This window comes from Corynebacterium amycolatum SK46, assembly GCF_000173655.1.
GTDB lineage: Bacteria > Actinomycetota > Actinomycetes > Mycobacteriales > Mycobacteriaceae > Corynebacterium > Corynebacterium amycolatum_A.
Map to the genome: position 1 here is coordinate 78778 of NZ_ABZU01000002.1, position 25807 is coordinate 104584.

At 59.4% G+C, this 25807-nt stretch carries 21 protein-coding genes; 10 read left to right on the forward strand and 11 right to left on the reverse strand.

Annotated elements, in window-relative coordinates; genetic code table 11:
* Positions 1 to 107 precede the first annotated feature (107 nt).
* Complete coding sequence (locus CORAM0001_RS11250) at positions 108 to 800, forward strand: hypothetical protein (protein WP_157752512.1); 693 nt, start codon at positions 108 to 110, stop codon at positions 798 to 800.
* A gap of 9 nt (positions 801 to 809) precedes the next feature.
* Here CORAM0001_RS11250 and upp read toward each other — a convergent pair whose 3' ends face one another.
* On the reverse strand, positions 810 to 1445 hold the full coding sequence (gene upp / locus CORAM0001_RS02255; protein ID WP_005509916.1) for a uracil phosphoribosyltransferase: 636 nt from the start codon (positions 1443 to 1445) through the stop codon (positions 810 to 812).
* Between the two features lie 346 nt (positions 1446 to 1791).
* Between upp and CORAM0001_RS02260 the strand changes: the two genes are divergently transcribed.
* From CORAM0001_RS02260 to CORAM0001_RS02270, 3 genes are all read left to right on the forward strand, one after another.
* Positions 1792 to 2112, forward strand: a complete 321-nt coding sequence (locus CORAM0001_RS02260) for a hypothetical protein (protein WP_040360887.1) — start codon at positions 1792 to 1794, stop codon at positions 2110 to 2112.
* Entirely contained in the window at positions 2112 to 3155 is a 1044-nt protein-coding gene (locus CORAM0001_RS02265) for a C40 family peptidase (protein ID WP_005510056.1), read from the forward strand. Before CORAM0001_RS02260 ends, CORAM0001_RS02265 begins: the two co-directional genes overlap by 1 nt.
* A gap of 132 nt (positions 3156 to 3287) precedes the next feature.
* Positions 3288 to 4529: a hypothetical protein gene (locus tag CORAM0001_RS02270; protein WP_005509848.1), complete on the forward strand. Its 1242-nt coding sequence runs from the start codon at positions 3288 to 3290 to the stop codon at positions 4527 to 4529.
* A 29-nt stretch (positions 4530 to 4558) separates the two neighbouring features.
* On the opposite strand, the gene CORAM0001_RS02275 is transcribed toward CORAM0001_RS02270, so the two are convergent.
* Positions 4559 to 5788, reverse strand: coding sequence for an adenosine deaminase (locus CORAM0001_RS02275; RefSeq protein WP_005509876.1), 1230 nt, complete (start codon positions 5786 to 5788; stop codon positions 4559 to 4561).
* Positions 5789 to 5944: 156 nt separating this feature from the next.
* Here CORAM0001_RS02275 and CORAM0001_RS02280 point away from each other — a divergent pair, with 156 nt between their 5' ends.
* Complete coding sequence (locus tag CORAM0001_RS02280) at positions 5945 to 7195, forward strand: D-alanyl-D-alanine carboxypeptidase family protein (RefSeq protein WP_208854621.1); 1251 nt, start codon at positions 5945 to 5947, stop codon at positions 7193 to 7195.
* Here CORAM0001_RS02280 and CORAM0001_RS02285 read toward each other — a convergent pair whose 3' ends face one another.
* The 3 genes from CORAM0001_RS02285 to CORAM0001_RS02295 form a co-directional block, all read right to left on the reverse strand.
* A complete protein-coding gene (locus CORAM0001_RS02285; protein WP_005510005.1) occupies positions 7196 to 8221 on the reverse strand; it encodes a YhjD/YihY/BrkB family envelope integrity protein in 1026 nt (341 codons plus the stop codon). It lies immediately after the preceding gene.
* A gap of 62 nt (positions 8222 to 8283) precedes the next feature.
* Positions 8284 to 9339 (reverse strand): tryptophan--tRNA ligase, encoded by a 1056-nt coding sequence (trpS, locus tag CORAM0001_RS02290; protein WP_005509776.1) that lies wholly within the window; start codon positions 9337 to 9339, stop codon positions 8284 to 8286.
* Positions 9340 to 9436: 97 nt separating this feature from the next.
* The gene (locus CORAM0001_RS02295; RefSeq protein WP_040360889.1) at positions 9437 to 9868 is read right to left on the reverse strand and encodes a hypothetical protein; all 432 of its coding nucleotides are present in this window, start codon (positions 9866 to 9868) and stop codon (positions 9437 to 9439) included.
* 191 nt (positions 9869 to 10059) lie between these two features.
* Here CORAM0001_RS02295 and CORAM0001_RS02300 point away from each other — a divergent pair, with 191 nt between their 5' ends.
* Positions 10060 to 12747: a DUF6541 family protein gene (locus tag CORAM0001_RS02300; protein WP_005509900.1), complete on the forward strand. Its 2688-nt coding sequence runs from the start codon at positions 10060 to 10062 to the stop codon at positions 12745 to 12747.
* Positions 12748 to 12772: 25 nt separating this feature from the next.
* Here CORAM0001_RS02300 and CORAM0001_RS02305 read toward each other — a convergent pair whose 3' ends face one another.
* Entirely contained in the window at positions 12773 to 13729 is a 957-nt protein-coding gene (locus CORAM0001_RS02305) for an exodeoxyribonuclease III (RefSeq protein WP_005509812.1), read from the reverse strand.
* Between the two features lie 43 nt (positions 13730 to 13772).
* Positions 13773 to 15083 (reverse strand): MFS transporter, encoded by a 1311-nt coding sequence (locus CORAM0001_RS02310; protein WP_005510058.1) that lies wholly within the window; start codon positions 15081 to 15083, stop codon positions 13773 to 13775.
* A gap of 384 nt (positions 15084 to 15467) precedes the next feature.
* Here CORAM0001_RS02310 and CORAM0001_RS11385 point away from each other — a divergent pair, with 384 nt between their 5' ends.
* The 4 genes from CORAM0001_RS11385 (at position 15468) to metX (ending at position 21950) form a co-directional block, all read left to right on the forward strand.
* The gene (locus CORAM0001_RS11385) at positions 15468 to 16589 is read left to right on the forward strand and encodes a hypothetical protein (RefSeq protein ID WP_005509977.1); all 1122 of its coding nucleotides are present in this window, start codon (positions 15468 to 15470) and stop codon (positions 16587 to 16589) included.
* A gap of 265 nt (positions 16590 to 16854) precedes the next feature.
* Positions 16855 to 19077, forward strand: a complete 2223-nt coding sequence (locus CORAM0001_RS02320; protein WP_005510024.1) for an NADP-dependent isocitrate dehydrogenase — start codon at positions 16855 to 16857, stop codon at positions 19075 to 19077.
* 368 nt (positions 19078 to 19445) lie between these two features.
* Positions 19446 to 20768 (forward strand): O-acetylhomoserine/O-acetylserine sulfhydrylase, encoded by a 1323-nt coding sequence (locus CORAM0001_RS02325; protein ID WP_005509752.1) that lies wholly within the window; start codon positions 19446 to 19448, stop codon positions 20766 to 20768.
* Positions 20769 to 20813: 45 nt separating this feature from the next.
* On the forward strand, positions 20814 to 21950 hold the full coding sequence (gene metX / locus CORAM0001_RS02330; protein WP_005509992.1) for a homoserine O-acetyltransferase MetX: 1137 nt from the start codon (positions 20814 to 20816) through the stop codon (positions 21948 to 21950).
* Between the two features lie 5 nt (positions 21951 to 21955).
* On the opposite strand, the gene CORAM0001_RS02335 is transcribed toward metX, so the two are convergent.
* From CORAM0001_RS02335 to CORAM0001_RS02350, 4 genes are all read right to left on the reverse strand, one after another.
* The gene (locus CORAM0001_RS02335) at positions 21956 to 22324 is read right to left on the reverse strand and encodes a DUF3017 domain-containing protein (RefSeq protein ID WP_005510063.1); all 369 of its coding nucleotides are present in this window, start codon (positions 22322 to 22324) and stop codon (positions 21956 to 21958) included.
* A 20-nt stretch (positions 22325 to 22344) separates the two neighbouring features.
* Entirely contained in the window at positions 22345 to 23202 is an 858-nt protein-coding gene (locus CORAM0001_RS02340; protein WP_005510041.1) for a bifunctional methylenetetrahydrofolate dehydrogenase/methenyltetrahydrofolate cyclohydrolase, read from the reverse strand.
* 67 nt (positions 23203 to 23269) lie between these two features.
* Positions 23270 to 23809, reverse strand: a complete 540-nt coding sequence (locus CORAM0001_RS02345) for a tRNA (cytidine(34)-2'-O)-methyltransferase (RefSeq protein WP_005509886.1) — start codon at positions 23807 to 23809, stop codon at positions 23270 to 23272.
* 31 nt (positions 23810 to 23840) lie between these two features.
* Positions 23841 to 25805, reverse strand: a complete 1965-nt coding sequence (locus CORAM0001_RS02350; RefSeq protein WP_005509808.1) for an alpha/beta hydrolase family protein — start codon at positions 25803 to 25805, stop codon at positions 23841 to 23843.
* Positions 25806 to 25807 lie beyond the last annotated feature (2 nt).

Sequence of the window (25807 nt, forward strand, 5' to 3'; positions counted from 1 at the left end):
GAATGTCGGCGCTAGACGTGCGCATGACCAGGAGTCACTTCCTTCACTTTGACCTCTTCAATTATCAGATGTTTCACATTTTGAGGAAGTCTGCGATGATAATAGGCATGTCCGGCAATGGCACACCTAAGTCTCTCAGCATCCCCATCATCATCGTGGCCACCGCACTCGTGGTCGTCATCGGCATCGCCATTGGCCTGTCGCTGAACAATAGTGATGAGCCCCAGCGTCCAGAGGTCCCCTCCTCCTCGCAGCCGACGTCGCCCAGTTCGACACCGCCGTCCTCGACGAGTTCGACTTCTACGAGCAAGACAACCACCACGACGACAACTACGTCGAAGTCCTCCGAGACGTCGTCAAGCACGTCAAGCACGTCGAGCACTTCGACATCGTCCTCGTCGTCGACGCCAAGCACCACGTCTTCGTCATCCACGACGACGAGCTCCGAGCCGACATCAGCGCCGGAGGGACAAGACTTCGGCACTGGACGCTCCGACCTGGACGGCCTGGGCTTCGTGGGCAGCTCCGCACGCTGCGACAGCGGCGATCGCGCCTTTGCTGTTATCGCCGCTGAACAGGGAATTAAGGCTGCTGCTTGTGAGACGCGCTCCGGCGAGAAGTACTACCGCTCCGATACACCACAGGGTTCCGGATCGATGGACATCATCGTCGATGAGGGCGACCGCGTTGTTGCACAAAACGGCTCGTACAAGTACCAGATGTCCCCCGACGGAGTTCTTGTGACCAAAGACAACGAGGTCGTCAAAAAATACGCCGCAGAAGCCTGGGGCACTGCCTAAGAGATCAACTTAAAGATCAATGTTGCGGGGACCGTAGAGGCGGTCGCCCGCATCTCCCAGCCCCGGCACGATGTAGGCATCCTCGTTAAGATCCGGGTCCACCACAGTAGTGACAAGACGCACCGGGAGACCGGACTCCTTCAAGGCATCGACACCCTGCTGTGCGGAAATGATGCACACGGCCGTGATGTTGTCCGCACCGCGATCCACCAACAGCTTCAGGGCATGTAGCAGTGAACCGCCGGTTGCCAGCATTGGGTCGACCAGGAAGACAGTGCGCCCGGACAGATCCTCCGGCAGCGCCTCGAGGTACGGCACCGGCTCATGGGTTTCCTCATTACGAGCCAAGCCAATAAAGCCCACCTGCGCATCCGGAATCATCGACAGCGACGGATCGATCATGCCAAGCCCCGCACGAATGACGGGAACAATAATCGGCGGATCCTGCAGACGGTAACCCGGCGCGGTGGTGATTGGGGTCTGAACATCGAAGTTATCGACGGGCAGCTCCCGGCTTGCCTCGTAAATCAGCATTGCGCCCAGATCGGCGAGTGCCGCACGGAAGCCCGCATTATCAGTGCGCGCGTCGCGCAGAATGGTCAAACGTGACTGTGCCAAGGGATGGTTGACAACGGTAATCTCCATGCCTTCCAAAATACATTGCTTTGCTTTTGCCGCTCTGGTGTCGGCATCGCAAATTTCTGAAAACGCGTTCCCCAAAAAAGATGGAACCGAATCGGCCTTTTTCGCGCCTAACAATACGAGGGCTTTTTACTGCATCCCATTTGCGTAAGCCCGCCTACTACCAAGTCCACTTGCCACTCAGCCGCCGTCCGAACCCGCTAGCCGTTCTGCCACAGCACTGAGTGTTTAACCACACGCGAAATTCCTAGAGAGGCCGTAAATCTTGTCCCGTCCATCACCGCACAGCCCCCACAGCCAATCGTTTCTCTCTCCAACTACTAGCGGGAATGACTCAGTCTTTACGCTGGTGCCAGAGCTTATTTCTGCCAATGCCGCGCGCCTTGACGCATTGTCGCAGCAGGTCAGCGGCACTGACTTAAACATCAGTGCACTGCACTCGCTTGGCGACGTCCCGTTTGCCGGCCCCTTCTGTCACGCTGCAGCCACTGCTCTACAGCGCCAGCATGAGCATGTGGCTGAGCTGGACGAGTACGGCACCAGCGCTGCTCGTACACTGAACGCTCTTGTCTCTGCGGTGTCCACTGCTGAAGATGCCGGTGCGCATGCGCTGCAGTCCATCTCACCGAAAATGGGAGCCGTTGCAGCTCGCGGGATTGGCGGTGCGTGATGCTTCCCACCAATCTACTTACGGAGGTCCCCAGCGCGATTGCACAACAGCTAAGTCCTGCCATCGCACCCGCACTGGCAGGACTTGCTGGGGCCGCAATCCCCGCCGCGAGTACTGCCTGGCGCTCAGTGGCAGATTCCGTTGACCGCAACTGGGGCGATGGTGCCGGTTCCGGAGCAGGGGCTGCGGGAACAAGTCTCAAACGGGCTGCAAATGCGGCAGCCGACTTGGAAACTCGCGCCGGAACCATTGACAGTGACATTGCCACAGGTCTAGCTGCAGTAATGTCAGCGGCCACTGATTTGGCCCGAATCGCCATGGATTTTGTCACTTCAGCCATGGGGTCGTTGACCGCGACGGCTACGGGGCCCGCAGGTCTCGCGGTAACCGGTGCCAGCCTAGCCTCAGCGGCCAGTTCCGCGATCTCACAGGCCATTGCGAGGTTACTGAAACTAGAGCAAGAACTGCGACCTCTGGTGCAGTCGCTGATACAGCAGGCAAGCACCGCAGTGGACACCCCTACCCCACCCCGACCGGCACAGTTGGAGGCCCCAGGTACCACTCAAGCCGCCCTCGCTTCTACGTCTACAAACACCCCAGGATCGGCTAGCGCTACAGACTCTGCAGATGGTTCGGAGGCGTCGTCCGATTCGGGCAGCGCGCCGGTGCCTGCGGATGCGGGGGCTGGCGCGCCCACTCCAGAAGCCCAAGCTGCGGTGAAGGCTGCACTCAGCGCCGTCGGAACGCCCTATGGCTGGGGCGGAAATACTCCAGGGCAGGCGCTCGATTGCTCAGGATTGACGCACTGGGCCTACGGGCAAGCTGGTGTTGATATTCCCCGCACGGCAGAAGCACAGGCCGTCGGCCGGCAGGTGAGCCAGGACGAACTGCTGCCTGGCGATCTTGCAGTGTGGGACGGCCATGTCGCCATGGTTATCGGCGACGGAAAGATGGTCGAAGCGGGCGATCCAGTACAGGTAAACCCCGTGCGTACGACCAACATCGGCATGCCGTTTAAGGGGTTCTACCGCCCGACCGGATAGTGCGGTGGGTATCTGCGTCGCAAAACTTCTAAGATAGGAATACGCAAACTTGCCACCCGTGGGGGCGCTGCAGGTATGACAATTTTTGAGTTTTAATAATCACCGACAAGCAGAAGGGCTGCGACGAAAACTATGGCCAGGAAAGGCATCGTTCCTATCGAACTCGAGCTGACCTCGGGCACCTTTTACACGTTGTGGGCTCCAAGCTGGCGTGAAGGTGGCTCCGAGTGGCAGGCTCTGCTCGGCCGCGGCGACGACATCTATTTGTTCTCATCGGCGGCAAAGCTCCTGGCTTTCCTTCAGTCGGATGCTCCTCACGACTTCACGCAGCACCCCAGCTGGCGCAACTTCAACCAGCAGCTACCGGGAGCAGCCATCGCTGCGCCACGCCACCGCTATGACCTGATTGGGCTGCCTGAGATCCTGGCCGGCCGGGCCGACTACGACCATGTTTCGCGCGCAGATCGCATTCTTGCCATCACTCGCTCGATTGGTGCGATTGCGGATCTCACTCCGATCAACCAGATGTTCGCCTCTCACTCTGTCCTGGCTGCCACGCAAAATGGTGCTGATCATTTCCAGGGCAGTGGTGCCGCTCAGTGGTCGGCTATCGGCAATGTCATCTTGACCAACTGGGACAACTGCATTGACGCTTTCGACGCCATCGGCGCGAATACTCCGAATATCGATGAAGAGTCTGAAACCGCTGCTGCAGCCGCATTAAAGGAAGCGGAGGCCGCGGAGCGTGAGCGTCGTGAAGCAGCGGAGAAGAAGCGCGAAGAGGAAAAGAAGTCTGCAGAGGAGACCGTCGGCGATCCGTACGATCAGACGGTGTGGGCCAACGCTGGCATCGACCCGATTAAGATCTCCATCGCTGGCCGCACGCTCTACACCTTGCGTTGTTACATGGGGCGTCGCCCGCTATTCCTGGGCAGCGCCGGTGAGATTCACACGTTCTCCCAGCCCCGCACGATGGTGCGTTGGCTGCTGGAGCACAAGCATCACGACATGTCGGCGCTGACGACGTGGGATGAAATCATCACCGCCGCCAACGCAGGTGAGCTGGAGGCCGTGGTGCACGAGGACAATGAGTACTCGTTTACCGGTCTGGCCGAGGATATTGAAAAGGGCCCGAACGCCGTGGACACCGCACAGCTCGCCCGCGCGTACGAGCTACTCGCAGACGCCGCTGACTGGGCTGGCGATGATGCCGTGAACGAAGTACTGGCGGGCAACCAGCAGCTGCAGTGGCTGCTGAACTTCCTGCTGGACACCGGAGAAATGTCCGAGCCAGTTCCGCCTTACGACGATGAGGCCGAGGGCTGGAGGCAGTTGGAGAAGGACTTGGCCGCTCGGTTCACGACCAAGATCTAGCTCCTCCCAGCAAAGCTGGCCGGCGCTGGCTAGTCCAGCGTCAGGTTCAGCTCATCTTCGGCACCGAAACCCGCACTGTTGACATCAGTTTCGATGTCCTCATCGCTGTTGTCGATAAGCTGCAGGTAAGCGGGGTAAATAATCGTGTCCATGATGTGCTCGCGGGTCGGCAGATCCACGAATGCATTGTTAAGCGCATTCGAGGTCAGTTCGAACAGCTCGCTGTAGCCGTAGCCGAAATTCTCCACCAGCTCCATGCACTCCCTGGTCATGGAAGTCGCACCAATCAGACGGTTATCCGTGTTGACCGTGCAGGCGAAACTCATATCGTCGAGAAGCGAGAACGGATGATCCGCAACACTGTCACAGACACCAGTCTGAACGTTGGAGGTCGGGCAGATTTCCAGCGGAATCTGGCGGTCACGAATAGCGGAGGCAACCTCCTGGCATTCGATGCCCTCGAGGGAAGCACCGAAGTCCTCGTAGATGCGCACACCGTGACCAAGGCGGCGAGCACCTTGCACGACAGCGTCCTGCAACGAATCCACACCGGCGTCTTCACCTGCGTGAATGGTGACCGGAATGAGGTTCTCCCGCAGCATGGTGAATGCTTCGGCGTGGTTAGCCGGCGGAAAGCCGTTTTCCGGTCCAGCGATGTCAAAACCGACAACGTACCCGTCGGAGTTCTTCCCGTAGTTGTCGATGACCAGCTGTGCGACTTCCTTGGAATTGTTATTCTGGCGCATCGCACAGACCAATAGACGTGCGGTGATGTGCTTTCCCTCAGCGGCGGCATGGGCTTCACCCTGCGCCAGGCCTTCGACCAGTGCATCGATAACAGCCTGCATATCCAGGCCCTTTTCCAAGTGGTTTTCCGGAGCCAGGCGCAGCTCAGCGTAGACAACGTTGTCGTCAGCCAGATCCTCGACGGCCTCACGCGCCACGCGCGTCAGCGACTCAGCGGTCTGCATGACGGCGCAGGTGTGCGCAAAGGCGGTCAGGTAGCTCGGCAACGAGCCAGAGTTGCCGGTGTCAATGAACCACTTCTCCAGTTCGTCCACGTCGGTGGTGGGCAACTGATCGGTGTAACCGCAGTCCGCTGCCAGGTCGATAACGGTCTGCGGGCGCAGGCCGCCATCGAGGTGATCGTGAAGCAGTACCTTGGGCAGGCTGGCGACAACCTTGCGCATCTCATCGAGATTCGATGCCGAAGACTGTGTGTCCAGAGACTGAGCATCACTGTGCAAAGAATTAGTCATAATGGCCAGACTATCGGTACTGCGCCCTCCGCTTCTACTTCACTGCCGGCGAATCGTAATTCTACTTGGCACAGAGGCTTCCTCTCCCCCGATTTCCCCCATCCACACACGGGAAATACGTCATTTCGGGTGACGTTTTACTACCCTTATTTCATCATGTTTCCCTCTCGCCGCTTCTCGTCTGCCGTTACGCTGCTAGCCACCAGCGCTCTGCTTCTGCCGAGCACCGCCCCCGCAGCCATGGCGCAGAGTACCTCGCTTACCGACGACGCCCCGATTGTCGGTCCCGCACCTGGCATCCGTGACACGGAGGGCTGCCCCTACAAGACCCTTCCACCAGCACCAGTGGATTCCTCTGAGGTTCCGGCTCCCGGCGAAACATCTCCCGCTCCACTTCCGGTTCCTCAAAAGCCGGCTGGAGGTAGCAAGATGTCCACCTGCGGCATTGTCAGCGGTGAGGGGTTTGACGTTCCGAAGGACCTCTCCGCCTCTGCATGGACGGTGTTCGATTTGAAATCCGGCGATGTCCTTGCGGCGAAGGACCCCCACGGCCGCTACCGTCCGGCATCGATTATTAAGGTGCTGCTAGCGATGGAGGCGCTCGAGGATTTGAAGCTCGACACCCCGGTTAAGGCGACTTTCGAGGACGCGAACATGGAGGGCTCTCGTGTCGGCATCGTCGAGGACGTGAACTACTCGGTGGAAACGCTCCTGACTGGTCTGTTGCTCAACTCTGGCAATGACACCGGCCACGCCTTGGCTCGCGAACTTGGTGGCATGGACAAGACCACCGAGAAGGTCAATGCCCTGGCAAAGAAGTTGGGGGCGACGGATACGCGAGTGGTCAACCCGACTGGTCTCGATGCTCCGGGACAGATGACGTCGGCATACGACATGTCACTGTTCTTCCAGCACGCATTCAACAATGAGACCTATCGCAAGCTCTCGGCCACCCGCCTGGCCACTATCCCCGGAGACAAGGCTCTCGAGGTCGATGACTTTGAAATCGCCAACGACAATCAGCTGATTGCCCAGGACTACCCCGGCGCGCTTGGAGGCAAAACCGGTTTTACCGACGATGCCCGTCACACCTTCGCTGGGGTGGCTGAGCGCGACGGCCGTCGTCTCGGCGTTGTCGTTCTCGACGTCACTGTCGAGGATTCGCCACGCGCTTGGCAGCAGGCGGCATCGCTTCTCGACGCAGGTTTCAAGGCCCCCGAGGGCAGCTCCGTCGGCGTTCTCGAGGCTAGTACCAAAGATGATAATTTGGCAGAAAAATTGCCCGATATCCTGGAGGATGAATCAACAGGAACCGGGCTGAAAATTACTGTCAGCGCTGCTGTGGTAGCCACTGTCGCACTGATTGCGATGGTGACTTACCGCTCTGGCAAGCGCAAACGCGGCTAGTTATTTCGAACCAAGCAGGCGGTTCAATCCGGTCGGATTGGCCGCTTCCGCACGGACGTTAATGACGGCAGGAACAGGTGCGTCCAGCTTCTCGTCGGCAAGCGCCTCTTCGGTCGTTGCAGTCCAGGCGGTCGCGTACATGGTGATACGCCAGATGAGGTAGAAAACGACCATCAGACCGATGACCGGACCGAAAACTGCACCGGCCGGGTTCGACAGGGCGTTGGAGAAGAACACACTACCGAGCTGCTTGACAACCTCAAAACCAATGGCGCCGATAATCGCGCCCTTCGCCGCGGAGCGCAGCGGGGCTCCGCCACGTGGCAGAAAAGCGAGCATCCAGAAGAACAGCAGCCAGTTGGCCAGCAGACCGACGGCGATGGCAATCAATCCGGCGATGATGGTAATTCCCGGAATGTCAGCTAGACCAACCTTGTCCAGCAGGGATTGCGTCAGGCCGGAGCTGCCGACAGCAGTGACAGCGAAGGTCAGGACAATCATGACCAACATGCCCAGCAGACGCAGCAGGTCGCGAACCTTTCCCATCACGAAGTTGCTAGCGCCCAGCGGACGCTTCCACAGCTGTGTCACTGCGTTGGAGAGGTTGCCCATCCAACCAAGACCCGACCACAGGGTGGCAATGAAACCGACGGTGAAGACGCCACCGGCCTGATCGATCGCGCCTTCGATAATTGCGTTGATGGTGTCGCCCATCGACCCATCGATGGAGTCGGTGATAGCCGACTGGATTTGCTCAAGCAGCTGATCATTGCCACGCAACACAAGCGCGAGGATGGCAAATGCCGTCATAATTAGGGGGAAAATCGACAGCACGGAGAAGTACGTGACAGCGGCGGCAAAAAAGTTACCGCCCTGTTCGGAGTAGCGCTCCTGCATCCGCATAACGTGATCGAACCACGCCCACTTTTCGCGGAGGCGGTCGATTGCGCTCGGTTCATCGGCGTGTACACGCTCGATGCCATAGCGGTCCGTTCTCTTCGGATCTTTTTGAGTAGAGGTTGCCATGTCCCCTACCTTAACGTGCCAGCTTTCGGTACGGAGACTGAAGCGCAGAGTCTACAGCTGAATTAACGGTTGGCGGCCTTCAGGAACCCGACGCGCTCGTACACATCTGCAAGTGTCTTGGCGGCAACTTCACGGGCGTGGTCAGCGCCTTCGGCCAGGATCCGTTCCAACTCACCGCGATCAGCCATGAGCTCCTCATAGCGTGCACGCAGTGGCGTGGTGAATGCCTCCAGCGCATCTGCGGTATCAGCCTTCAACTGGCCGTAGCCGGCACCTTCGTAGCCGGCAACGAGCTCGTCGACAGGCTTGTCGGTCAACGCCGACTGAATGACCAGCAGGTTGGAAACCCCCGGCTTGTTCTCACGGTCGAAGCGAATCTCTCCGTCATTGTCGGTAACGGCCGAGCGAATGCGCTTGGCGGAGACCTTTGGGTCGTCCAAGAGGTTAATAATGCCCTTCGGATTTGCACCCGACTTGCTCATCTTCGAGGTCGGATCCTGCAAATCGTAAATCTTCGCGGAGCCTTCCATGATGTGTGGATCTGGCACCACGAAGGTCTTCTTGTAGCGGGAGTTGAAGCGCTGCGCCAAGTTACGCGTCAGTTCAAGGTGCTGTCGCTGATCCTCCCCCACCGGCACCAGCTGCGGGCGGTAGAGCAGGATGTCCGCGGCCATCAGCATGGGGTACGCGAACAAACCAGCGGAGGTGTGTTCCGCGCCCTGACGAGAGGACTTGTCCTTGAACTGCGTCATACGGCTGGCTTCGCCAAAGCCGGTCAAGCAGGTCAACACCCATCCGAGCTCCGCATGCTCGGGCACATGCGACTGCACGAAGAGAACCGACTTCTCCGGATCAATACCGAGTGCAATCAGCTGCGCGGCACCTGCGATAGTGCGCTGACGCAGCTCCTTGGGATTCTGCTCGACAGTGATGGCGTGCAGGTCTGGAATGAAGTAGTAAGCGTCGAAGTCATCCTGCAGATTAATCCAGTTTTTCAATGCGCCCAGGTAATTGCCCAGGTGGTAGGAATCTGCGGTCGGCTGAATGCCGGACAGAACGCGCTGCTTACGAGCACTCGGTGCAGGATTAGTTGCTTCAGGGCCCTTGCTTTCACTCATAGCCAATAAGTCTAGCGCGAGGCCTGCAGCGGAGAGTCGACGACGTACCCCGTTTCGACAACACCACGAGCTTTTGCAGGAAACCGACTACTAAACGCTAGCCCCGACGGTCCTGGTCCCCTTGTTCCACAAGCATTCGATCGGATAGCAATTTGACGGTGCGCGCCGCAGCGGCTGGCGATTCCTCGGGGTACAGTGCGCGCACCAACGTGACAGCTGGGCGAATGCCGTGTTCAGAGAGAACACGGCGAACACGCTCACGCTCCCCCTGGGTCAACTCGAGCGGAGCTACGGGTGGCCTGCGGGTGTAGGACACGACCATCACGGCTCCCAGCAGAACAATGAGTCCGAGGGAAATCCACAGTGGCCACGCGTAGGCAAAAGACAGCACGATAAACGCAACAATGACACCGGAAGTCACGACCACTGGGACATTGACAGCAGTGCCAGGATCGTTCTGCAGACTCCGTGCGATGGCTTCCAAATCGGCCATCTGGTGCCGCTTGTTATCGCTCTCGCCGTTTTTCACTGGGGATGTCCTCTCCTTTCCTGGTCTGCACCGAGCTCGCTTCAAGTCCCGCGCAAATTCGCACCTGGGGCTTTACAGCAGTCGAAGTCCCATCTGTCCTTCTTCAAATCTTAGGCGCTCGCGTCCCTAGTGCCGAACAGACCCACAGGTAATATTGAACTAATTCAACACGTTTACCCGTCAGGAGTCCCATGCTCGCTGCCATTGCGGTTGCCGTCTTCATCCTGCTGGTCCCGGGCACAGTTCTCGGTTGGGTCAGTGGGCTACGCCCCACTCTCGCGTTGGCATCGGCAGGCCCATTAATGCTGGGCGTGACCGGTTTTTCCGCATGGTTGTCTCACGCACTTGGGCTGGATTACACCTGGCTCTTCGTGGCCGGCATGTGGGCATGGTTCTGCGCCATTGGCTATCTGGTGCGCAGATTCATCCCCCGGGCGACCCCCGAAGACGGCTTCGATTCCGGCGTTGTCACCGCGATGATTGTCGCCGGGGTCACGGTAGTCGGCTCGATGCGCGCCATGCTCATGCTTAACGACGTCCCCGGTGGCCCCGGCGCTATCCGCGAAGCCTGGGACATGCTCTGGCATACCAACTTCCTCCGGTTCATTGACGAGCATGCAATAGCCTCGCCCACCGCGGCCGGTGACCTGATGAATCAGGAGACCGGTGCCGAAATGTTCTACCCCACCGGCTGGCATGCTGTGGCGGGGCTGCTGCCCGGCTCGGTCTTCCTCGATTCCAACGTGTTTGCGTTTTTGGCCCCGGCGCTGCTTCTGCCCGCAGCAACTGCGGTGCTAGCCCGCACCGCAGTTGGTCCTAAGTGGGCGACCTATGCCGGTCCCGCAGCTGCCGTCGCGACGCTGATGCTTCCGGAGATTTGGGTGGCTCTTTGGCGCACATCCTCCATGCCGTATCTGCTCGCGGTGGCCGCTTTGCCGATTGCTGCGGCTTTGACCATGCGGGGCTATTTTGTCCCCGCTACGCTTGCCCTGGTCGGCACGTTTATCACCCACCCGGCCGGCGCAATTGCTGCCGTGCTCTTTGTTGGCTTGTGGTTGATCACCCAACCGAGTGTCAGTGGCCTAGCTCGCACACTAATTATCGGAGCGCTCGCCCTGGTGATGACTCTCCCGGCAGCTTTGTCCGCGAGTGGGCAGGGGGAATCCGTTGCGGGCTTTACCGGCCAAATTGAGATTTCCCGCTCCGAATCGCTGTGGCGAACTCTGATCGGGTTTTCCCGCTATGCTGACGAGCCCATCTTTTCCCATACTGTTCTGGTTCTTGTGCTCATCGGTCTGGTGGTGGCGCTTGTCTCTCGCCTGCCGGACAGTCCATGGGCGCCGTGGCCGGCACTGGTTTTCGGGCTGCTCTTTGTGGTGTCTGATAGTGCGCAGTCCCGTTGGGCTGAGCCGTTCGGCACCTATCTGAAGTTTATTGGCACTTTCTTCTACGACATGCCGTACCGCATGCAGGCGGTTATGGGAATTCTGCGCGCAGTGCTGGTCGGCTACGCAGTCGCGGCTGCCGTTGTCGCGATTGTGGCTGTGGCGCAGTGGATCGTCGCAAAGCGAAATCAGCCGGTCAAGTCGTGGAATCCTGCGCTGGCGATGGGACTCGTGGCGGCACTGGCGATTGTGCCGGCAACCTGGGTGAGTGGGCCTGCTCAGCGCGATGCAATTCGCCAGGGTTTCGGAAGCACGTTTGTGACCGCAGCGGACATGGAAGCTATTGATTGGCTGTCCGCACAGCCGCATGCGTTTGAGGGGCATATTCTCAATGACCGTCGTGACGGTTCTGCGTGGATGTACGCCATCGCTGGGCTGCCGACGCTGTTCCGCCATTTCTCCTTCTCCGACAAAACTGCAGAGGCAAGCAACAAGCTGCCGACAAACGTTGACCTGCTGGGCTCACATCCGGAATTCGATGCCATGGCGAAGAAACTGGGGGTTCACTACATCATTAGTTCCCCGCCGGGTGTGAACACGGATGGCACGGAGGCGCTGTCGATGCGTTCCTGGGCATGGCACGCGCCGGGGCTCACGCCTGTGTATCGCGACAGTTCGGTGATGATTTTCGCGGTCAACAAGATGTTTTCACCTAAAGAGTTGCACGCTGTTGTCAACAGTTCCCCCCACCGCCCGGCGCGCCCCAATCCGCTGTGGATGCCTCCGCGCCAGCCGATCATCCCCTCCCCCGACGAGGCTGTCGATCCGCTCGCCGGCGCGCACATCACCGTCGACTCTCGCCGCGAGGCCATCGAGGCTATCAACGCTGACCTGCCTCGCGCGCTGCGTCTGAGTGGGGATACTTCCGCTCATATCGACAGTATCGTGCAACGCGCTAACGACAAGCTCCGTCAGCGCGGCGCAATCGTTGGCGCGCGTTCGCTTGCCGACGACACGGTGAGCGCAGCCACCGTAATCGTCGGTCGCTCATCTGAGGGCCAGACTCTTTCTGGGGATAACATCGGCGATCGTGGTTTTTCGGTATCCGCTGTGGTGGAGTCTCTCGAACCTGAGGACGATGCTCCTGCTGATTGGCAGTTAGCGGCAGGTGTGCGCGACGGAATGGTGTTCCGAGGTTTCAATCCGCACAGCAGTTACAGCACAAACGGGGTGCCGACAGAGTTTCGCACCGGTCTGGCGCCGGCAGTGGCGGTGAACCAGAGTTCGCGGTCGCATGCGCCGACAGTTGCGCTATCGCTGGGAGCGGTGGGCGCTGAAAAACTCACCCGCGATTTGGCCGACCCCGCTATGCAGGAAAAATGGGCCGACGCCATCGTTGACGGCATCGCCTCCATGTTGCGGCAGAACCGGCATCTCGTAACCGCTCCCGAGCCGGAGTTGAGCCCAGAGTTCGCTGAGCTCGGAGCACACTAGCCCGCGGCCTAGGTGCGTGCCGAGTTTAGGCGTACTCCACAATCACTGGCGCGTGGTCCGTCCAGCGAAGATCGTAGGTGGCAGGCTTGTCCACCACCGCGCTGACAGCGCGCTTGAGCATTGGTTCGGTTGCCGCCTGGTAGTCGATGCGCCAGCCGGCATCGGTATCGAACGCCTTACCGCGGTAGGTCCACCAGGACCAGGGGCCGTCGGCCTCTGGGTGCAGACGGCGAGTGACATCAAACCACACCGGATCTGCATTGAGCGCCGGGGCCTCCCACACAGAACCGTCGGAGAAGGTACCGGATTCCAATTCCTTGTCGCTGGCCTGAACCTGCGAATCCTGGGGAACCTCATCGGGCCAGCAGCCGAAGACCGAGTCCATCCAGGCACGCTCCTGTGGTAGGAAACCGCTCTTGCGACGGTTGGTCTTCCAGTTCTTCAAATCCTGTTCGCGGTGGCAGATGTTCCAGTCGCCGCCGATAACTGCGTGGTGACCATCGCGCCCCTTGGCACCCAGATCAGCCAGGTAGTCGGAGAAGGCATCGAGGAAGCGGTATTTCTCATCTTGCTTCTCGCTGAGCGCAGCACCGGACGGCAGGTAGAGGCTGGCAATCTGGACATCCGCATCCAGGCCGGTGTCCGCTGCCGGGGCAACACCACTGATAAACCGACCGGATTCTTCGAACTCCTCCGAGCCGATGCCCACCTGGACGTCGTTAAGCGGAAAGCGCGAGAGAATGCCCACGCCGGCGCGCCCCTTAGCACCCAGGTTTTCAGCGCCGACCCAATGCCATCCGGCATCAAAAGCGGGCGCGAGGGCCTTGCACGCCTGGTCGTCGGTGGCGCGGACTTCCTGCAGCAAAACGACATCGGAACTGGTGTGCTTCAGCCACTCCAGCAACCCCAGGTTGGTTTCACTGCGCTCCTTGACGGCCGCGCGGATGCCGTTGACATTGATTGTCGCGATTGTAAGGCTCATGCCCTCATACGTTACCTATGCGTGCACTACGCCTTGTAGATCCCTAGCGCAGTTCGACGCGCTCGGCCTCCTTCGCCTGTGAGCGGCGGTAAAGAACAATGGTCGGCAGAGCGATAAAGATAGCCAACATCGCCAACGTCGCGCCACCCAAAGCCGGTGCGCGGTAGCCATAACCGGACGCGATGACCCAACCACCGAGCGCGGCCCCGAATGCGTTGGCCATGTTCAATGCGGCCTGGTTGAGAGCGGCAGCCAGCGTCTGTGCGCGACCGGCGACATCCATCAGGCGGGTCTGCAGATTCGGCACCAATACCGATCCCAGCAGACCGATAATGAGGAAGTTAATCGTGCCCAGCACAGCATTCTGCGAGGTGAAGTAGAACGCGCTGAGCATGATTACCATCAGCACCAGCGCCACCATGATGCCCCACTCCCCGATGCGGTCGGATAGCCAACCACCGATGTAGGTGCCGACCACCATGCCGATTCCGTAGGCCATCAGCACAACCCAGATGTGGTTTTCGCTCATGCCCGCTTCGCGAGTCATGGTCCAGGTGATGTAGGTATAGACCGCGAACATACCGCCGAAGCCGACAGTGCCGATTGCGACGGTCAGCCATACCTGTGCGTTCCCCAGCGCCGAAAGCTCGTCGATTGGACGGGTCTTCGGCATGCGGTTCATATGCGGCACGGCGAACCACAGCGAAACAAGTGCAATCAGGCCGATGACCGCGACAAACCCGAAGGCGCTGCGCCAACCGTAGATCTGTCCCAGCACCTGCGCGGCCGGCACACCAATCACAGTCGCCACCGACAGCCCCACGCCCGACAGGGCCACCATCTTGCCGCGCTGCCCCGGCTTAGCCAGGGAGGCCGCCACGAGGCCCGCCACCGAGAAATACGCACCGTGAGGCAGACCGGCAATGAAGCGCGAGACCATCACAGCTTCGAAGGAACCAAGTGTGCCTGCCCAAACCGTCGCACCATTGCCGATGGTAAATGCCGCCATCAGCAGCAGGAGCATGCGCCTGCGCGGAATTGAGCCGGTCAGCACGGTAATTAGAGGTGCGCCCACGACAACACCGAGTGCGTACATCGAAATCATGCGCCCTGCGGCATCCTCATCGCGCCCGAAGGCGTCAGCGATGTAAGGCAGCAGGCCCATGGCCACAAACTCAGTAACGCCGATGCCGAATGCACCGACCGACAGAGCCACAATCACCAAGATTCGGCGTAGATCAGAGATGTCGTCCTGCACCGGAACAGGACGGCGATGCGAGCTAATCGCCCCCACACGACGTGCACGCGGATTGTGGTCGTCGTTGTGGGTTGTTACTTCGCTTGACGACGTCATTGCGACCGTCTCCTTTTCTCTTCTTACGCCAGTTGGTGGACTCTCAGTTCCCCTCGATTTTCGACCTAAGACGGGCTCACAAAAACCACGAGGGGAGCCGCAAGGGAAAAATGAGACTCTACTCCGCAACACAAAAATTTCGCTATTTAATCCGCCTGTTCCCCGGGCATTTGTGCGCGGAATAACATCTACGGCCATTAGCGGCAGGAACTCACTCAGTCCTCCTGTAAGCGGCATTATTCGCCAGGGCACCCCAATCCTCCCGACCACCCTTAAGTTTCTACGACCAAGCTTTCGGGGTCTTCGATGCTGCCGTACTAGCTACCCGGTAAATTGTTTTAAAAGATGTTTCGAACTGCAACACCGATAGGATCTCGATCCACTATGAGCGACCGCTATAACCTCTACGAGTCTCTGAAGCTGGATGGCGCAGCCAGCACCGAAGAACTCCATGCAAACCTTTCCAGTCAGCTCTCTGAACTGCGGGATGCTGGCGTCTCAGAGTACTCCGGAGAGTTCCAGGAGAAGCTCACTGCGCTGCAGGTGCTTGGCGATGAGCGACGTCGTCGCGAATACGACGCTCTACTGGCCGATGAGAACGCCACCATCACCATTGCGACGCTGCGCGGGCTGGCAAATCGCCCGTCCTCTGCTGCCCCTGCTTCCGCTTTTTCTCCGGCGCCAGATCAGGCCGCTCAGCAGCAGAGCGCACAACCTGAAACTAATGCAGATTCCGGCGCACAGAACGAGGCCCCACAGTTCTCATTCCAGCAGCAGTCCCAACAATCCCAAGCCCAGTCACAGCAGGGTCAGCCGCGGTGGCCCAACCCCGCTCAGGCCGGGCCGATGACGGTAACCACCACGGTAACTACGGATGTACCTCCGCTACCGGAAGACGCAAGCCTTCAGGATGCGTGGAAGCGCCTGCCCCGATTCCCCAAAATCACGGCAGGCCTGCTAGCAGCTGCCTCTGTGCTGGGATACATTCTGGCGGCCGCTGCGATTATTCTCGGGATTAATAATCTGAACTCCGCCCTAGAAGCCCAAGAACGTGACAGTTCCTTGGCGAGTATCGGGGAAGACATCCGAGATATCTATGTCGGGTTGATTAACGTTAGCTCAGGTGCCGCATTTTTCGCTCTCGGTATCGCCATCGCCGTGATCTCGATGTTCTGGCTCAATAAGGTCTTGATGGGACGCAACATCCGCGCTCCTTATTTCCTGGTAGCCACCACCGGTCCACTCGGTGTGGGGCTCCTTGCCATGTGCTACTTCATCCAGGACGTGTCCATCACTATTTTCGCTGGACTGTCGGGCCTTGTTCTTATCGCGGTGACAGTTTTGGTTCTCCTCAAGGACATGCGCGCATGGTTCCGCGGCCAGGCCTTCGTCAAGACCACTCAGCCAGCCCCTGCACAGGGTTTCGCTCCGCAGTACCCCCAGTCTCAGAACATTCAGGGCTACCAGTTCGGCCAGAACAATCCTCCGAACAATACGCAGAACTAAATAGGCTGCCCTGAACAACCGCGCCGGCGTGCACGACACCCCAGCGCGGTTTTTCGTATTTGAGGGGCCTGAGCGCGGGGACCGTCGTAAAGCGAAAAATGGAATGAAAAGCGGCGAATAAGCGACAAATAATTACGCATTTCGTGACTTGTCTCACATAATTGCGTTATTCATATCACTATCACTGTTTTTGCGCTATGCCCCGACACAACCCAAGATTCAAAACTGGGTTATCGTGGAACAAAACAGATAGGAGACATGAATTATGGCGACAATTATTTGGACCCGTACTGACGAAGCCCCTCTGCTGGCGAGCTACTCGCTGAAGCCAATCGTGGAGGCATTTGCAAGCCAGGCTGGTGTCAATGTTGAAACCCGCGACATCTCCCTCGCAGGCCGCATTCTGGCTCAGTTCCCGGAGCGTCTTTCGGACGAGCAGAAGGTAGAGGATGCGCTGGCAGCCCTGGGCAAGCTGGTCAAGGAGCCGGACGCCAACATCATCAAGCTGCCGAATATCTCTGCATCCGTCCCGCAGATTAAGCGCGCTGTCGCAGAGCTGCAGGAAAAGGGCTATGACATTCCGAAGTACAAGTCGCAGCCGGAAGGTGAGGAAGAGACCGCCGACCGCGCCAAGTTCGACAAGGTCAAGGGATCTGCCGTTAACCCGGTACTGCGTGAGGGCAACTCCGACCGCCGCGCTCCGGAGCCGGTGAAGAACTACGCTCGCAAGCACCCGCACCGCATGGGCGCTTGGTCCGCAGACTCCAAGACCAACGTCGCCACCATGGCCTCCAACGACTTCCGGCACAATGAGAAGTCCGTTGTCATGCCGGAAGACGACAAGCTGACTTACCAGCTCGAGTCCAACGACGGCCAGATCATCACCCTGAAGAAGGACATGCCGGTCCTCAAGGGCGAGATTATTGACGGCACGGGCATGAACGTCCACATCCTGGACAACTTCCTCCGCGCTCAGATTCGTCGCGCAAAGCGCGAGAACATCCTGTTCTCCGTCCACCTGAAGGCCACCATGATGAAGGTCTCCGACCCGCTGATTTTCGGCGAGGTTGTCAAGGCCTTCCTGCCATCTGTTTTCCCGAAGTTCGAGTCCAAGCTGGCTGCTGCCAACCTCACTCCGGACTACGGCCTCGCCGCCATCCTCGACGGCCTGCACAAGCTTGACGACGCAACTGCTGCGGCCGTCAAGTCCGCGATCGAAAAGGACCTGAAGGAGGGTCCGGCCCTCTACATGGTGAACTCCGACAAGGGCATCACCAACCTCCACGTTCCGTCCGACGTCATCGTTGACGCCTCCATGCCTGCACTAATCCGCAACGGCGGCAAGGGCTGGGGCCCGAGCGGCGAAGAGAGTGACACTCTCGCTGTTATCCCGGATTCCTCCTACGCCGGCGTCTACCAGGCTGTTATCGAGGACTGCCGCGCCAATGGCGCTTTCGACCCGGCAACCATGGGCTCTGTCCCGAACGTCGGCCTGATGGCCCAGAAGGCTGAGGAGTACGGCTCCCACGACAAGACTTTCCAGATGCCGGTTGACGGTGTCCTGCAGGTCATCAACTCGGCTGGCGAGGTTCTGATTGAGCACCACGTCGCCGAGGGTGACATCTGGCGCTCCTGCCAGACCAAGGACGCCCCAATCCGCGACTGGGTGAAGCTGGCCGTTAACCGCGCTCGTATCACTGGCGACCCTGCAGTGTTCTGGCTGGACCCGCAGCGTGCGCACGACAACAACCTGATTAGCAAGGTCAATGAGTACCTGGCAGATCACGACACCGAGGGCTTGGATATCCGCATCATGGATCCGGTGTCCGCTACCAAGTTCTCCCTCGAGCGCATCCGCCGCGGCGAGAACACCATTTCTGTAACCGGTAACGTTCTGCGTGACTACCTCACCGACCTGTTCCCGATTATGGAGCTGGGTACCTCCGCTAAGATGCTGTCGGTCGTGCCGCTGATGGCCGGCGGCGGCCTGTTTGAGACCGGTGCAGGCGGTTCCGCACCGAAGCACGTCCAGCAGGTTCAGGAAGAAAACCACCTGCGCTGGGACTCCCTGGGTGAGTTCCTGGCACTGGCCGAGTCCCTGCGCTACGCCGCCGAGGAGGACGACGACCCACGTCCGCGTGTCCTGGCTGAGGCTCTGGACAAGGCAACCGCTACCCTGCTCGACGAGGGCAAGTCGCCGTCCCGCAAGGCTGGTGAGATCGACAACCGCGGCTCCCACTTCTACCTGGCTCTTTACTGGGCACAGGAGCTGGCCAAGCAGGACGAGAACTCCGAGCTGAAGGAAGTTTTCGCACCGGTTGCCAAGGCCCTGACGGAGAAGGAAGAGTCCATCACCAAGACTCTGAATGATGCTCAGGGTTCCCCGGCTGATCTGGGTGGCTACTTCCTGCCGGACGATGAGAAGACCTCCGCAGTTATGCGTCCGTCCGCCGAGTTCAACGAGATCATCGACGGTCTGAAGAAGTAGGACTAGCTGCTTGCCCCTAGCTGGCCCTGGTTGGCCTGACTGGTTAAGGCCGGCCGAGCTTACCTAGGCTGACCGCAGGTTTCAGGCGATAGCCCCTCGCTCATGTCGCATTTGATGCACATGGTGCGTGGGGCTTTTTCTATACCCTGACCTCCATCCCGGCCTTGACAGTTTCCGACACCCCGACGCACCCCGACCCCACAACCAATCAAACCAATCCGTACTAAGCGGGCTATAGCACTTCCGACACACATACACGCACCCTCTTACCTTGGGTTTTTCCAAAACTTTGCAATAGACAGCTTGGTTCACTATTGTTTGTAAACAACGTTCTGAACAACCTCAAAAACCGCAAGGAAGTATCTGAAATGACCACCAAGTACGACAACAGCAACACTGCCAACTGGGGCCTGTCCACTCGCGCTATTCACGCCGGCTTCGCTCCGGACGCACAGACCTCCGCGCGCAACCTGCCGATTTACAACACCTCCTCCTACGTGTTCGATTCCGCTGAGCACGCTGCCAACCGCTTCAACCTCTCGGATGCAGGCCCGATTTACTCCCGCCTGACTAACCCGACTGTGGATGCTGTCGAGCAGCGCATCGCCAGCCTCGAGGGCGGCGTCGCCGCCGTACTGTTCTCCTCCGGCCAGGCAGCTGAGACCGCTGCTGTCCTTACCTTGGCCCGTGCAGGCGACCACTTCGTCGTTTCGCCACGCCTCTACGGCGGCACTGAGACCCTGTTCAAGGTCACCCTGCCCCGCCTCGGCATCGACTGTACCTTCGTCGAGAACCCGGACGACCCGGAGTCCTGGCAGGCAGCAGTTCAGGACAACACCGTCGGTTTCTACGGTGAGTCCATCGCCAACCCGCAGATCGACGTCCTCGACATCCCGGCTATCGCCGAGGTTGCACACCGCAACAACGTTCCGCTGATTGTCGACAACACGGTTCCGACCCCTGCCCTGCTGCGCCCGCTCGAGCACGGTGCTGACGTCGTGGTTTCCTCCACCACCAAGTTCCTGACTGGTAACGGCTCCTCCCTTGGCGGTGTCATCGTCGACGGCGGCAAGTTCGACTGGACTCAGACCCGCAACGGCCGTTCCATCTTCCCGAACTTCACCGAGGCCGACGAGGCTTACCACGGCCTGAAGTTCGCCGACCTGGGCGCCCCGGCCTTCGCTCTGCGCGCTCGCGCTGGCATTCTCCGCGACACCGGCGCCGCCCCGGCTCCGTTCAACGCCTGGGTTCTGGCGCAGGGCCTCGACACCCTGGCTCTGCGCATCGAGCGCCACAATGAAAACGCCAAGGCTGTCGCTGAGTTCCTCGAGAACCACCCGCTGGTCGCCAAGGTCAACTACGCCGGCCTGCCGAGCTCCCCGTGGTACGAGACCCTGAACAAGCTGGGCCTTTCCGGCGCCAGCGGCGTGCTCTCCTTCGACCTGAAGGACGCCGACACCGCCAAGGCTTGGAAGTTCATTGACGCTCTGAAGCTGCACTCCAACGTCGCCAACATCGGTGACGTCCGCTCGCTGGTTGTCCACCCGGCCACCACCACTCACTCCCAGTCCGATGAGGAGGGTCTGACCCGCGCCGGCATTTCCCAGGCCACCGTGCGTCTCTCCGTCGGTATCGAGAACATCGATGACATCATCGCCGATCTCGAGAGCGGCTTCGCAGCACTCGCGTAGACCGTTTGTACACAGACACAGAACGGACTAAGTAGTCTATAAGGCATGAGCTTTTCCCCATCTACCCCGGCCGCCCTCCCACCCGAGGGCGAGCCGGGGCGTGTCTTTATCGGCGATGTCACCACCGAGGCTGGCGCGGTCATCCCCGACGTCACCGTCGAGTTCGAACGCTGGGGCCGGCTTAACGACGACTGCTCGAATGTCATCCTCCTCGAGCACGCTCTAACCGGCGACGCCCACGCTTCTGGTCCCTCGGATGAGTACCACCCGACTGCGGGTTGGTGGAACGGGATGATTGGCTCTGCCCGCGCACTGGATACCGACGAGTACTGCATTATCTGCACCAACGTCATCGGTGGCTGTCGCGGTACAACCGGCCCTTCCAGTCCACATCCGGACGACGGCAAGCCCTGGGGCTCTCGCTTCCCCGCTATCTCCGTACGCGACACGGTGACAGTGGAGCACCTTGCGCTGCAAGAACTGGGAATTTCCCGCCTCCAAGCTGTCATTGGCGGCTCGTTGGGTGGGGCCCGCGCGCTTGAGTGGTCACTGATGCACCCGGATTTCGTCGGCAAGGCATTGGTGATGTGTGTCGGTGCACGTGCGTCTGCTTGGCAGATTGGTATTCAGTCTGCGCAGATTCAATTCATTGAGTCCGATCCCGATTGGCATGGCGGCGACTACTACGACCGCGGCGTGACCCCGACCCGAGGTTTGGGGTTTGCACGCAGGGTCGCGCATTTGACGTACCGTGGCGAGCTGGAGATGGATGATCGCTTTGGCGCGGCAGCGCAGCCCGGTGAGAATCCGCTGGGCTCGATGCGCACGGAAGACCGCTTCCAGGTAGAAAGCTACTTGGATCATCAGGCGAAGAAGCTGGCTCAGCGTTTCGATGCCGGGTCGTATGTCGTGCTCACCGATACCTTGAATCGGCACAATATTGGCCGTGATCGCGGTGGCCTCAACGAGGCGCTGCACTCGTCAACCGTTCCGACCATGGTTGCCGGTGTGGACACGGACATTCTCTACCCCTTCCACCAGCAGGAGCACCTCGCCCGCAATCTGGGCAACTGCATGGGGCTAGAAAAGATTGAATCCGCCGTGGGGCACGACGGATTCTTGACGGAGTTCGAGCGAGTGGATTCGATTGTGCGTAGTTTCCTCGCTCGCGATGTCAGCTAGGTCAGCTAGCTTCCCAGCGCATCCACGCTGACTGCGAGGAATACGATTCCCATCCCGATTATGGAGCAAAACCATAGGTCAAAGGCTCGGGATCGTACAGAGAACACACCTAGAATGCTGTCCGGCAGGTACTGCCTAGCCACACCGAGCAGCATCATTGTGCTTCCCAGCATGAATGTGGCGCGTCGCCACCGCTCCAGCCCCAAGAACACAACGAAGGCGGACATGCCGAAAAAGAGCGCGCCGTAAATCGTATATTGCACCCACATTGGCCACGATGCCCCCGGCGGTGGGGTCTTCGGGCTGTGCGGGTTCAGCATTGGATCCGGCAGATCTTCCCGCCGGGCACGCTGCGCAATTTCCCTTTTCGACACGAGTTGTTCCTCCTGGCTGACTAGGCCAGGCCAGCGAGTTTTTCAGCGCGCTCGACGACATTGCGTACGAGGAAAGCGCGAGTCAGTGGGCCGACACCACCTGGGTTCGGGGATACGTAACCGGCAATGTCCCAGACGTCATCAGCAACGTCACCGGCCAGCTTGCCGTCGACACGCGAAACTCCCACATCGAGTACAGCAGCGCCAGGCTTGACCATGTCTGCAGTAAGCATATGAGCGACACCAGCGGCTGCGATGATGACATCAGCCTGACGAGTTTCAGCGGCCAAGTCCTTGGTGCCAGTGTGGCACAGCGTCACGGTGGAGTTCTCACTGCGGCGAGTGAGCATCAGGCCGATTGGGCGACCAACGGTAACACCGCGGCCGATAACAACAACCTTGGCACCGTTGAGCTCGACGCCGAAGCGTCGCAGCAGGTGGATACAGCCGTTTGGGGTACACGGCAGTGGTGCTGGCTCGTTGAGGACCAGCTTGCCCAGGTTTACCGGGTGAAGGCCATCGGCGTCCTTCTCCGGATCGATGAGCCCCAGAATACGGTTTTCATCCAGGTGCTTCGGCAGTGGCAACTGAACAATGTAGCCAGTGCACTCCGGGCTTTCGTTCAGCTCGGTGATTACTGCCTCGAGTTCTTCCTGCGTGGTGTCAGCCGGAAGGTCACGGCGGATAGAGGCGATACCAATCTGCTCACAGTCGCGATGCTTCATCTTGACGTAAGAGTGGCTGCCTGGATCATCACCAACCAACACGGTGGCCAGCCCCGGGGTGTAGCCGGCTTCCTTCAAACGCTCAACGCGCTTTTCCAGGTCTTCAAAGATTTCGTCTCGGTAGAGTTTGCCATCAAGCTTTGTCGCTGCCATGGCATTTATCTTAGGCACAGGAGCGAATAATGCCCAGAAACGCCCCGTAACCGCCCTCGCCTTGACTCTATTTACCGCCCATAAAGCCCTGCTGACGCCAGACTTCATAAGCAGCCACTGCTGCGGCGTTGGAAAGGTTCATGCTGCGACGAGCTGGCAGCATCGGAATTCGGATTAATTGTGTAATTCGCGGATCATCGAGCACTGACTGTTCCAGCCCGGTTGGCTCCGGGCCAAAGAGCAGTACATCGGTGTTCGTGTACTCAATATCCGTGTGCCAAGTGTCAGCGTGAGCGGTAAAGGCAAAGATGCGGCACCCTTGGCTGGCAAAGGTCTCCAACGCTTGATCGATGGAATCGTGAATACGCACATCGGCCAGGTCATGGTAATCCAGCCCGGCGCGACGCAGATTCTTGTCATCGAAGTTGAACCCCAGTGGCTTGGCCAGATGCAGCATAGCTCCAGAGCCCGCACACATGCGGATAGCGTTTCCGGTGTTCGGTGGGATGACAGGCCGGTCAAAAAGCACGTGGCAGGTGTGGCTCTTAATCCAGTCTGTGGAATTGGTTGGCTCGGCGTTCGTTGGCTCGGTCGTGACGCTATTCATTTCTTCCGTCAGTTCTTTTCCGCTGCTTCTATTACTGCTCGTTGTTGGTTTCTACTGCCGCTGTCGTGGCGGGCACCGCGTCGCACACACCGTGCTCGGTGAAAAACGCGATGATGGTCTCACCGATGAGCGCTCGGCTCCTCGGCTTCGAGAACTTATGGCCCTCTCCCTCGACCACCAGAAAATCGGTGGGCACACCGTATGCGTCCATGGCGTTGCGCATCTGACCGGACTCTCGCGGAGGCACGTTGGTATCCCACTCGCCGTGGATGAATAGGGTTGGAACCTTCATTTCCTCCGCACGGTGCAGCGGCGAGATATCGCGCAGGAGCTCAGCATCCTGGTACGGGTAGCCGTATCGGGGGAACGCGGCCTGCGCCAACCAGGGCTCGGTGGATTGGTAGTAGGTTTCAAAACTTGTCATTCCGCAGGCATCGACGATGGCCGCAAACTGATCCGGGTACCACGCCGAGGCCAACAGCGACATAAAGCCACCGTAGGATCGCCCGCCCAGCGCAATGCGTTCTGGGTCCGCCAACCCGGCATCGACTAGGAAGGCACGCGCCGCTGAGATATCCGCAATAGCGGCAAAGCGTCCATAGCGGTCGCCCGCGTGCTCGAATGACCTACCGGACCCCGAGGAACCGCGCACATTAGGGGTGAACACCACGAAGCCCGCCTCCACAATGCTGGCTAGAACATCGTGGTGGATGGGTTTCGCCTGCAGTTCTGGTCCGCCGTGGATGTGGATGAAAGCCGGCGGTAGTGCGTTTCCGAAAACGTCATTAGAACTATTGCGCACCGACTCTGGAAGGTAGAGCCAACCAGACAGTTCCAACCCATCGCGGGAGACAAAGTAGACCAGCTCTGGGGCCGGCATGGTCTCCAGATTCTTCTCTTCCAGAGCCAAAATCCGTTCGGTGCGTTCCATATCCAATGGCTCAATGACACCACCGATATTGCGCAGAATCTCCACCGTTGGCGCAAGGCCTGGTCCTTCTACTGTCAGGGAGATCAGCTCACCATCACCGGAGATTGACAGCTCGCGCGCAACCATGCCTGGCAATTCGACATTCCGGCGCACCATCACCCGCATGTCGTCAGTCTGCGGGTGAAGACCAAGGGTAAGCACCTCAAGCGTGCTGACCCCACCGCTATTCCACAGCACAGCCGCAGTGGAGGAATCCTCACTAATGACGAATTCTTCGACGTCTTGATCCGGATTGCCAATGAACTCCTCGACATCAACTTCGATGCCGATCTTCATATCCAAAATCTCCGCTGCGGTCGATTCCGCTGTGCGCGGCTCAGTAGTGCTGATACCGCTATCGGGAGTAATACCCAGACGCAGGATTCGACGCTGTTCCGCGCCATGATCTGAGAGTACGAATGCGGTCAGCTTCTCCTGCCCCGGATGCGCCAATAAGACACCGGCATCCGTGGTGGAGCCGGGGTCTGATGGCAACAACGGCTGCCACTGCTGCCCCGGCCCGACCAGCAGTAGCTCACGGTGGCCTCGCGGTCCCACCCGCACGAGGCCAAACCCACCTTCAGCCGCTACCAGCTGGCTGTCGGTGCGTTTATCAATGACCTCATACTTTGAGTTCGTCGGATTGACCAAACGCGCATAGTTAATGCCCTGGGCATCGACCGCGTTCATCGCTAGGAGATCATTATCCCATTCCACCAGTGTGGCGCGCATATCCGCATCCATACGCAGGGGGCGGGCACCGCCGACCTCCGGATCGGTGGATACCAGCCAGGTCTGCAGTCGCTCCGTACCGTACGGAGAGACCTCGCAGGCGATCCACTTTCCATCCGGGGAGTGCAGCACCCTGGTAACCGGGCCTTCCACCGGCAGTTTCACGGGGCGCTCCGCCCCTAGCCCCTCCGGAGTAATCTCCTGCTGTACCGCACGCGGGTAGCCGCTATCGCGGACAATAAAGGCGATTGCACTCCCATCCGGTGCTAACGAGGATTCATAGGTCTGGCGCATGA